Here is an 11100-nt window from a genome sequence, read left to right on the forward strand (position 1 = left end):
GCTATGTAAGGAGTGTAACTGATCTGATGTCTCTTCGTCTTTTTAAACTTTTTACCATTTTCGTACCTGTGGTCATCATCGGCGGCTTTGAATATATACGCCATGAATTCCTCTTAAATTACTTAACGATGGAAGCCGGCAACTTCTCTATTACCGTTATTACGCTGCTTCTCTCGTACCTCTTTGCCTCATGGATGTTTCAGAGCATTGAACGCAGCAATGAGCAGCTTACCATGGGCGAAGCCCGCAGAGCCGTCTACGAAGAACGCGAACGTCTCGCTAGAGAGCTGCATGATGACTTGGCTCAGACGCTTTTTTTCCTCAACGTCAAGCTGAAGCAAGGGGATTTGGAGGAGGCCAAAGCAGCCGTTTCGGAAATCGACAACTCGCTCCGGCAGGCGATTTTCAATCTTCGCACGCCGCCTGAAGAAGGGACCAGCCTTGAGCAGCGTATCCATAAATTTCTGAACGACTGGCGTCTGATTACAGGCATTGAGCTGCAAGAGGAGCTGGAGATTGATGAGCTCAGCTTCACTCCAGCAGAGGAGGTTCAGCTATTTGGCATCATCCAGGAAGCCTTTACGAACATCCGCAAGCACTCCATGGCAACGGAGGCGACGATCTTGCTGGAAGCTCAATCAGATGCCTGGAAGCTGCATATTACTGATAACGGCCGTGGACTTCAGCATTCTGAAGCCCCAGGTAACAAATACGGCATCGAGCTGATGCAGAAACGGGCATCTGAATTAGGTGCCACATTCGAACTTAAGACAAGGGGCGCTGCGAAAGCTCAAACTGGGACAGAAAACGCAGACACAGCCGGAACCGAGCTCACTGTACAAGCCGCAGATAGGAGGAACTAACCTTGACAATCACGCAACCATTCCGCGTACTCATTGTAGATGATCATCCCTTGGCGCGAAAAGCGATTCGAAGCATGCTGGAACCTGTAGCCGACTTTGAGATTGTTGGTGAAGCCAGCAGCGGTGAAGATGCGATTGTGCAATGTGGTGAAGTCGCGCCCGATGTGGTATTGATGGATATTCATATGTCTCCTATGGATGGACTTGAAGCGACACGGCGCATCAAACAAGCTTATGGGACGATCCGAATCGTCATGCTTACGGTTTCCGATGATGTTGCTGATCTCTTCACGGCACTGCAGTTCGGAGCCCAGGGCTATTTGCTCAAAAATATGGATCCCGATGAGTGGCTTACCTATCTGCGTGCGCTGCTCGACGAGAATTCAGATGCTGCCCGGGGAATGGCAGACAAGCTTTTTCAACGGTTTCGGGCACCGGTAGGGAACTTAACCGAAGGTCCAACACCCAGCATGCTAACTTCGCGCGAGCAGGAAATTACCGCCTATGTCGCCCAAGGAGACAACAATCGGCAGATCGCTGAGAAACTGCTGATTCCTACGGTGAAAGTGGAAGTGAAGTTCCCGATGGACTCCGTTGCCGTTTCCCGTTTTGAGCCAAAAGCAGGCTGGACGTATGAAGTCGCCAAAGATTCGGCTGGTAAAATTACCGGCGTTACCTGGAAAGCAAGCGGAGATGGATTAGCCAGCACTGAATTCGGTGATTTCAATATGCAGGGCAAAGTAGCGGACGCAGCTACCCAAATCGTTTGGAAAGCTTACCAAACCTACAAAGACGGCAGCGTCGTGGAATGGGTCGGCGCAGACGGTTCAGACAAGCCTGCTTCTGTTACGACCGTGAAAGCCAAAGCCGGCGCTGTTACTGACAGCCACGGGAATGTCGTTGCTGGCCAAGCTGCTGCAAGCGGCAGTTCCAGCTCCAAAACACCGCTGTACCTATCCATTGCAGCTGTGGTACTTGGGGCATTATCCTTGATCGTTTCGTTAGCAAGAAAACGCCGCTAATATAGCCATAAGAAAAGGCCTTGAGTTCTCCGTCAGAATTGACGTTGAACTCAGGGCCTTTTCTTATGCTTGCTTTCTTTGATAAATCCGGAAGTAATACTCATACGGATTCTTCTCGTTTCGTTCACCTTGTTCGCTTGAGACCAAGGTCCATTCGGACAAGTCCAGCTCTGACATGTACGTGTCCGCTTCAAACTCATGCTCGATGAACGTTATGTACATCCGATCAACCGTCTCTGCGAACAGGCGAAATATTTCCGCGCCGCCGATGACGAAAAGCTCTTGATCCTCGAACGCTTGAACGGCTTCACCTACCGAGTGAATGACTTCGCAGCCCTCCGCCTGAAATTCCGTATTCTGCGTAAGGATCATATTGCGTCTGCCTGGCAGGGGTCTTCCGATTGATTCGTATGTCTTACGCCCCATCAGAATCGGGTGCCCCATCGTTACGGCTTTAAAAAATTTCAAGTCACCTGGCAAGTGCCATGGCAATGTATTGTTCACACCAATGGCACGATTGCGGTCCATGGCAAAAATAAATGAAATGCTCATCGCAGGTTCAACCTCCTTTCGTAACATTTCTATACAGCATTAAAATTACACAGCAATCGGTGCTTTAATTGCTGGATGCGGATCGTAGCCCTCGATCGTTAAATCTTCCATCTCAATATCAAAAATCGATTTCTTATCTTCATTAATTTTCAGTAACGGCAGATCGCGCAAGTCGCGTGATAATTGTTCTTTAACTTGTTCTACATGGTTAGAGTAAATATGTGCATCACTAATGCTGTAAACAAATTCTCCCACTTCAAGATTACATTCTTTTGCTACTAGATGTGTTAATAATGAGTAAGATGGGATATTAAAATTTGCTCCAAGGAAAGAATCTGCACTTCGTTGTAGTAGGTGACAACTTAGTTTACCATTTGCTACGTAGAACTGAAACATTACGTGGCATGGAGGTAAAACTGCTTTACTTCCTTTTGCACCAGCATTAATTACATCTTCTGGATTCCATGCACTGACAATTAAACGACGTGAGTCTGGATTTGTTTTAATCTGATGGATGACATCTGCTAACTGATCAACATCAGTCTCACCTGTTGAAGTTGTCCAATTTCGCCATTGCTTACCATATACATTACCGAGCTCTCCATATTTCATAGCGAACTCATCATCTGATAAAACTAGTTCGCAAAAAGCTTTCATTTCTGCTTGATATACTTTTTGAAATTCTTTATCAATTAGACAACGATTTCCGAAGTCCGTCATATCTGGACCCGTATATTCTTCTGATTCTACCCAACGTTTGAATGCCCATTCATTCCAAATATGATTGTTATGTTGAAGTAAATAACGAATGTTTGTATCACCTTTAATAAACCATAATAGTTCGCTTGCAATCAAGCGAAACGGCGTACGTTTCGTAGTGAATAACGGAAAACCTTTTGATAAATCAAAACGCATTTGATAGCCGAATACACTAATAGTTCCCGTTCCTGTACGATCTTCTTTCTTGACACCATTATCTAATATATGTTGTAAGAAATCCAAATAAGCTCTTTCTAACTCATTCGCCATTTCCTTCACCTCCAGATGTTTTATCTTAATACATTATATCTAAAAAACTCAGTTTTTGTAGAAATTATGTTTAGCAGATATTGTGACTTTGTTTATTACTACTTTATCATGTAATATATGTTTATCCATTCTGGTAAGTCATAATTTAATTATTGTACTTCTAATCTCTATAATTCCTTCAGTCTCAAGTAGATAACTCGTAAGAATACACAACAAACTAACCGTAAATTATATTATTACGGTTAGTTTGCTGAATTCTCTATTTTTTCATTTCCAATTTGCTAACTATTTCTTTTAGCATACTTACTGTTTGAAAATGAAGTTCTCCTGGCTTTTCTCCCTCTTCCACCAGTTTGTCGAAATACTCTTCATAGGGTACTTTATTTTCCATCTTCTTTTCAAATGACCATTTTGACAATTTTTTAGTTCAATTTAGAATACTAAAAGAAATATTCATATTCACTACACGTTTCCAAGCATCAGCTATATCTATACAATCATGGTGTCCTTCTAAAGTTTCTGAAATGTATAAGAACAACCTTTGTGTAAGTGCTGCATTCTCTACTATATCCACTGGTATAAGTGTACCTAAAATAGTTAATGCTCCTGCATTTAAAAATGCGTCATTTATTGCATAGTTTCCTCTCCCCTTATTAGCCACATGACAAGCACTAAGAATGATTACAGGTTGCACTTTAAGTGAGGAACTAGGCAACCAAAATCCCCTACCTACGTCCAGTCCTGAAACACCTTCTTCGTTATGTCTGGAATGAGCAGAAATTACTAAGAAATCGATAGTCGGCGATTTGTGTCATCACTCGCGCTGGCGTTGATCTTTTTTCGTCATGAGGCAACTTCCTGTTTTCATAAGATGCCTTCATTTTCCCATGACTTGTTAATGTATAATAGGTGTGCGGGGTTTGACGCTCACAAAACAAAAGCCTCAAGAGATTATTTCCCTTGAGGCTGAAAGCTGAAATGTTGTTTCGAGTACTCCGATTCCTATCAATAGACATTTTGATGCCATCTTTTATCTCAGCGCAATTCCCTTACTTTAAACTATTATCTTGCATCTCATTTGACACATCTGTTTTTAATTTATTTTTAATACCTGCATCAAACTCAATGTTAATTACCTCAATGTTGCTAGTTTCTTGATTCATGTCATTTAAGGTGACTAATTTTAATAGAACTCCTGTTTTAGTATCAACCCACATCTTAAACTTATTTGCCTTAAACTTCGAAGAAAGATCAGAAGTAAGTGTTCCCTCAATAAAAGTAGATTCTCTGTTTAAGAATTTTTCCTGACCAACAATTGTATAATTATTTTCATCATCATTTAACCAAAATGCAATTTGCTGTGGGAAAGTAACAATTTCAGCATCTTGGGCTGATGCTGGGTCAGCTCGAAAAATATGGACGGCTTCGCCTTTCTCATTTTTTTTAACTCGAGGGTTTTCTCTTAAATTTTTCAATTTACTTTCATCAATTTTCCCTTTTATAACTTTAACATAAGATTTGTCTTTATCATTAATGTCTACTATTGAATCTTTATCAGCAACCGAATTTTTCTTAATACCAGTCTTATCCTTAATTAGTATATGACTATAAAGATCATTACTTTCATCAACTTCGAATTCTACAGTAACATCTCGATGTTGTGTTTTATTTTTATAGGAACCCTGTACATCTTTATAGTAATCAATCGAATTTAACATCTTATTCTTGATCGTATTACTGGTTTCCGAATTTGTAGTCACTACATTATTAGTGGTCAGTGCTTGTACAGAAACTGCTTCTTCTTTTATTACTTCTTTATTAATTTGAACATCATTAGCCTTCGAATTAGTAGAAATTACTACTAGTACTGTAATTGCAACCATTGAGACAGAAATAAGCGAAGCAATTGTTTTTAATTTTTTCATTTTTTCACCATCCCTAGGAGTTATCAATCATAGCACAATCCGCACCCATACCACCATAATAAGAAGAACGTGATGCTTGCAAATAGACATCACCAGAAAAGTCTGTAGCAATAGATGCCAATGTATTCCAACCACCTGTTGCGTACTCTTGGTCTAGCGTTGTTGAATAAGTATACTCGAATTCATATCTAACTACATCCACAAATCGATTATCATACACCCAAACCGAAGGGGTATAATATAACCCACCATCTGCACCAGATACAGTTTTAAACAACCAATAGTACGTCTGTTTTGATGGATAACTTGAAGTGTTTGTAGAATTATATGCCGCACTGTTTGGAAGCGGCCCCCACATATGCGTACCTGATACGTTACTCCAATTCGTGCTGTTAACTGCTTGAGCAGTGCATTTAGTACTAGTTTCACTATTATCACAATAATAAAAGCTTGCTGCAACCGCATTATTTGTAAAAGTAAAGGGTAAAGCAAAAAAAAGTGCAATATATCCAAACCAGTGTAGACTCTTCACAATATTCACTCCCAATTTTCTAGATTAATAGATTTACAACATGTTACGTTTGATACATTCAAATATTTGATTTAATAGAGTGAAAAAAATACGATATTACGTTATGTAACTTATCCTATCACATCTCTTCTTAATAATATTTGCACACCCAAAATTATTTTAACATAATTTTACAAGGAATAAAATGTAATTAATGAAAAAATAATCAATTATACCCGTTTTATCATAAATCTAGGTATTTCGAGAATTTCTCCGTAAGCGTCAAACAGCCCCCACTTTGTCTTTCAAGTTGAGGGCTGTTCTATGTTTTATTCATATTGAAACACGCGACAAGTCATAGGTAGCCATAGTGACCAAGGCAGGAAGCTGTCCAAAGTTTTCGGATCTTTTGGATCGGGAAGTTGTGGTAGCTGCTCAAACAGGTACAGCAAGTATTTGAAGGGATTCAGCCCAACTGCCGTGAGATCGACAGTCCAAGGCGAGCAAACTGTTGCTCTTGGCGGTACAGAGGCTGACTATCCAAATATTTCTGAATCATGACATACACGAGGAAGGAGGCTGATACTGGAATTACATTTTATTACATATCTATCTATTTTACCATTCCTGCCCCTCTGTGGTATCTACAAGTGCGGACAATTTCTCCACGAAATCCCAATCATCGAGAGATGCATTTTTGCGGCGTATATGGTACTATTTGCTCCTAGAAGAGGTTCGCAAACTCCCTCTATGATCAAAACTTCCATCGAAGTCATTCGAAGCTGAGCGACCGCGTTCAGAGGTTGTTTTTATCGCCAATAAGAATTTGTTCTTTCCGAGATCTCGGGATGGAACTTCTTAAATTCTTATGTGGAAAAAAACTATGAAATGAGGATTCATCATGTCTACAGGTAGAAGCAATGAAGATTTAAAAGAGATCACCCTACTCGGAAATCAAGGAACGAAGTATGTGTTCAACTATGATCCGACACTGTTAGAGGCATTCGATAACAAACATCCGAACAGGGATTATTTCGTAAAATTCAATTTCCCTGAATTCACGAGCTTGTGTCCCGTCACTGGACAGCCGGATTTCGCCACCCTCTACATCTCCTATATTCCGAATATCAAAATGGTAGAGAGCAAGTCCCTCAAGCTGTATCTGTTCAGCTTCCGTAACCACGGCGATTTCCACGAGGACTGCGTGAACATTATCATGGATGATTTGATCAAGCTCATGGAGCCCCGCTACATTGAAGTTTGGGGGAAATTCACACCGCGCGGCGGCATTTCGATCGATCCTTATTGCAATTGGGGTCAGCCTGGCACGAAATTTGAAGCGATGGCTGAGCACCGGTTGATGAATCACGATATGTACCCAGAAAAAATCGATAATCGCTAATTTTGCTGCAGAGGTAAGGTAATCGTCACTGTCGTGCCCACACCTTCTTCGCTCTCATAAATAATTGTTCCGTTCATCGTTTCGATGATTCGGATAGTAACAGCTGTCCCAAGTCCCGTCCCCACATCCTTCGTGGAGTAGAACAGGTGGCCGATGCGGGATAGCTGCTCTTTGCTCATTCCTTTACCGTTATCGCAAATTCTGATTTGCACCTCGCCTGCTAACCCCGTTAAACGAACCTTCACTTCGCCATTTGCCTGCGTAGCCTCAATCGCGTTTTTGATCACATTCACCAGTGCTTGCTGCAGCTGCCCCCTATCGGAATGAATATAGATGTGCTCATCGACATGACAGGAAAGCTCTACGCCATTTTTCATCGCCATTGGTGTTAGAAGAATCAAGATATTATTTAGCACGTCAGAAAAAGAAAAGGATTCCAGCTTCGTTAACTTAGGCTTGGAGAAATTTAAATAATCACTAATAATCTTCTCTGCCCGCTCCAGCTCCTCCATGGCAATGGTCAGGTACTGTTGATTTTTGCCTAGTTCACTCGGACGCATGAGTTGTAGAAAGCCTTTCACAACAGTAAGCGGATTACGAACCTCGTGGGCGATAGAAGCAGCAAGCTCACCTAAGGTTTTCATTTTCTCGGCTTTCTGAATTTCCACTTTCATTTTGGCATGTTCTTCGTTCAGTTCCAGCAGCATCGCTGAGAACCAGGTTCCCAAAATAGTGAGGATTCCGAACGCAAAGATGGCGGGAATCATTCTATAATCCAAGGGTTCGCCGGAAAACAGCGAGTAGGATATTAATATCGTGAGCATGACAAACAAAGGACCAAGGGCAACCAATATAGTGGCCTTAATCCGCGAGTTCCCAGTCAAAGCGTTGACTTTGAAAGAAGCAAGAAAAGGAATCAGAAACGCAAGGGTCATGCTGATATATCCGAACAATAGCGCATCACCACCAAGATAGGTACGCGTCATAATAATCATCACATAGTTAATAAAGCCTGCCTTCCGGCCCATATACACAGTTGCTATGACTGTAGGAACGTAGCGCAAATCCCAGAATAAATTCAGATCCTCATAAGAAAACAACAGACAAAGAGAGGAGGCAGCTCCATACAACAGACCCATCACAATGGGAGATTTCGCATAACTCCACCGTTCGCCAAAAACGCTCTGCAATAAAACAGGAGCGAGGACAATCAGGATGTTCACAAATAATTTTTCTAGTAACATAGCTCCTCCTAGCTCCTCCTACACCTACGGCCTTTCAAATTCTCACTTCTTGTAACTTCTGCAAGTGCTAGGATATTCCCTTTTTTGACCATTGGATTTTTCTGGATAACTTCCATAAAATAAAAAAGCTATGACGGAAGCTCCTCTGTCGAAGCCTTCCAGTCATAGCTTATTTAGAAATGTGCTAATTTGTAAAAGTCAATTCTTGCAGCATCCGAAGCAGCAGCACAGCGCTCTGCGCCCGCGTAGCTTCCTTATCCGGGTCAAATGAAGACGAGCTTGTGCCTTCCATTAGCTTCAATTTCCCAAGGTGATCGATCGCTTCTTGCGACCATGGCTGAATCTGTTTTTGATCAACGTAGGAAGGTATTTCCCCTTGATCTTTCTGCTCGTTGTACCCCGCTGCCAGTAACGCGCGATTCATCATAACCGCCATTTCCTGACGGGTAATCCTTTGTTCCGGACGGAATGTCCCATCCTCGTAACCAGTAATAATGCCAGCTTTCACGGCGGCGTTTACTGCATCGTTATACCACTTTTGTTGGTTCAAATCTGTAAAAGGTGCATCATCTGATGTGGACTTGATGCCCAGAGTCCTTACGATCATTGCTGCTAGTTCTGCTCGGGTAACTGGTTGATCCGGGCCGAATTCGTCTTTGGAAATGCCTTGAACGAGCCATTTGTTAGCCATTTGCTCAATGCTGTCCTTCGCCCAGTGAGAGATCGCATCTCCAAACGAAAACTGGTTCTCGACTAGCATAAACGTGCCGTTGGCATGACCGTAAATGATAACTTCTCCGGCTTTGACGCTAAAAGGAACCGGTTCATAGCTGACATTGCCTTTGGCATCTTGAACAACCCTGACGGCAGCCAAGTTACGCTCAATAAACGTTCCATTGCCCACTTTCAGCGTATATGGCACATATTGATTGAAATCATTGATGTCCACTGAGTTGCCATCGCTCGAAATTGCCTTCATGGCGAAATCCATAGAAGCCACAACTTGTAGTCCAGCAGTTTGGGCTTGTGCCGACGCAGAATCATTGGTGGTGATAGCAACCTCAAGCGTCGCGAGCTGCGAAGCAACTAGCTGCTTTACAGGAAGCTTTAGGCCGCCTAATTGCGTATCAATGCTTACCGTTGGCACCCCAAGCAGCTTATCTAGCGCGGATCGAGTCAGGTTGACCTGCACCTGCTCCGTGCTGTTCGGTGTCTCCACCACAAGCGTGAGAGGTCCACTACCTTGTGCTTTAATAATTGCTTCAAGCGCCTGCGTATCTACCGAAGTTGTAACTAGCGTTTTGCCGTTTACTTCCGATACTTTGGTGCTTAGTTTATCGGAAGGTGGTGAAACCGTGCCCGTGCCTCCTGACGGTGGGCTGTAAGGAACGTTGTATTTGTCTTCCCTGTCATTCTCGTCCCGTGTTGTCAGAGATGGCCAAACTTCCGTTGCCGTTACTCCACCCGCTTTCAAATAATTAGTTCCTATATTATCCAAAATGTTTTTGGTAATAGAAATGTTCGTACCCTTCTGAAGCTGAATCCCATTCGTGTTTCCGGTGATGGTATTGCCTATGATCTGTACATTTTGAGGGTCACCGGCGCCAATATTGCCAGCATTTTGATCTCCGTTGTCGTGTTCCAGCAAAATTCCCCAGTAGCCGGAAGCTATGTTATTGCGAATAATGTTATTCACGATCCGTGTTCCTGGCCCGTTCAAAATATTAATCCCCACGCCATTAACAACAGTAGTCGTATTTTCAATGATGTTATGTTCAATCAACGTATCTGGTGTGCCCATTGTTACAACAATTCCTTCACGTGCATTGCGAATCACATTGTCATGAATGTAGTTATGAGGACCCGATTTACTATGATTGCTTGGCGCCGTCCCACCTGTATTACCGAGTCCTACACCGCCACCAGTAAGAATATCTTCAACCGTATTGCCGTAAACTTCATTCAAATATTCTAACTCACCATGGAGATCAATCGCATCTAGCTTTGTATTCTTATAGTGATTGTTTCGCAGCACGTTGTTGTGCGCTACGTTTTGAATAAGGGAACCATGGCGTAAATACGGCCCTTCAAAGGTGGAGTCTTCCACCACATTCCAGTACGTATCATTATCAAAACCGAGCCTATCGACCTTCGGCATCCCTTGAATGGAAGTGCCATATCCAGCACCGCCGCCGCCTAAATCAGTTGCATTTCGAAAAGTCGCATGACGAACAACGACATCATGGCTATTTTCAATCCGAATGGCCATACGTCGAAAACGCTCCACAGTAACATGATCAACGGTCACATTGTAGGAAGGATCTTCACCGTAATTGGCGATAGCAATCATGCTGTCAGGCCCTCCGGCGGCCGGATTATTGATAACATGGTCTAATGAAAAAGCACGATTCCACGTTGAAGTCACTGTCAGATTTGAAACCAAAATATCATGTTGACTCGATGATTTCAGCACAGAACTATTTTTAACATCATCAATGCTTGATTTCAAAATCGTTTGCGACTCGCTCCCGCCCCGCAGGTTGACGCCTGAT

At 42.6% G+C, this 11100-nt stretch carries 11 protein-coding genes; 3 read left to right on the plus strand and 8 right to left on the minus strand.

The features are described from left to right. Both AC1DUA_RS09425 and AC1DUA_RS09430 read left to right on the plus strand, forming a co-directional pair. Positions 1–863: sensor histidine kinase (locus tag AC1DUA_RS09425; protein WP_477499484.1), on the plus strand; the 863-nt coding region annotated here is incomplete at its 5' end. A gap of 2 nt (positions 864–865) precedes the next feature. After that, the gene (locus AC1DUA_RS09430) at positions 866–1885 is read left to right on the plus strand and encodes a response regulator (protein WP_477499485.1); all 1020 of its coding nucleotides are present in this window, start codon (positions 866–868) and stop codon (positions 1883–1885) included. A gap of 63 nt (positions 1886–1948) precedes the next feature. On the opposite strand, the gene AC1DUA_RS09435 is transcribed toward AC1DUA_RS09430, so the two are convergent. From AC1DUA_RS09435 to AC1DUA_RS09460, 6 genes are all read right to left on the minus strand, one after another. Then, a complete protein-coding gene (locus AC1DUA_RS09435; RefSeq protein WP_477499486.1) occupies positions 1949–2437 on the minus strand; it encodes a dihydrofolate reductase in 489 nt (162 codons plus the stop codon). Positions 2438–2482: 45 nt separating this feature from the next. After that, entirely contained in the window at positions 2483–3466 is a 984-nt protein-coding gene (locus tag AC1DUA_RS09440) for a thymidylate synthase (RefSeq protein ID WP_477499487.1), read from the minus strand. A gap of 427 nt (positions 3467–3893) precedes the next feature. After that, positions 3894–4181, minus strand: coding sequence for a CHAT domain-containing protein (locus AC1DUA_RS09445; RefSeq protein ID WP_477499488.1), 288 nt, complete (start codon positions 4179–4181; stop codon positions 3894–3896). A gap of 334 nt (positions 4182–4515) precedes the next feature. After that, positions 4516–5391, minus strand: coding sequence for a hypothetical protein (locus AC1DUA_RS09450; protein ID WP_477499489.1), 876 nt, complete (start codon positions 5389–5391; stop codon positions 4516–4518). A gap of 13 nt (positions 5392–5404) precedes the next feature. After that, complete coding sequence (locus AC1DUA_RS09455; RefSeq protein ID WP_477499490.1) at positions 5405–5923, minus strand: hypothetical protein; 519 nt, start codon at positions 5921–5923, stop codon at positions 5405–5407. A gap of 445 nt (positions 5924–6368) precedes the next feature. Next, positions 6369–6494, minus strand: coding sequence for an IS66 family transposase (locus AC1DUA_RS09460; protein ID WP_477499493.1), 126 nt, complete (start codon positions 6492–6494; stop codon positions 6369–6371). Positions 6495–6803: 309 nt separating this feature from the next. Here AC1DUA_RS09460 and queF point away from each other — a divergent pair, with 309 nt between their 5' ends. Beyond that, a complete protein-coding gene (queF, locus tag AC1DUA_RS09465; RefSeq protein WP_145666901.1) occupies positions 6804–7304 on the plus strand; it encodes a preQ(1) synthase in 501 nt (166 codons plus the stop codon). On the opposite strand, the gene AC1DUA_RS09470 is transcribed toward queF, so the two are convergent. Together AC1DUA_RS09470 and AC1DUA_RS09475 are read right to left on the minus strand one after the other, a co-directional pair. After that, on the minus strand, positions 7301–8548 hold the full coding sequence (locus AC1DUA_RS09470; RefSeq protein ID WP_477499491.1) for an ATP-binding protein: 1248 nt from the start codon (positions 8546–8548) through the stop codon (positions 7301–7303). The two genes, queF and AC1DUA_RS09470, sit on opposite strands and share 4 nt — an antisense overlap. 184 nt (positions 8549–8732) lie before the next feature. Next, positions 8733–11100 (minus strand): S-layer homology domain-containing protein (locus AC1DUA_RS09475; RefSeq protein ID WP_477499492.1); only part of this gene is annotated, 2368 nt, incomplete at its 5' end.

It is taken from the genome of Paenibacillus sp. 01T422 (genome assembly GCF_056398785.1).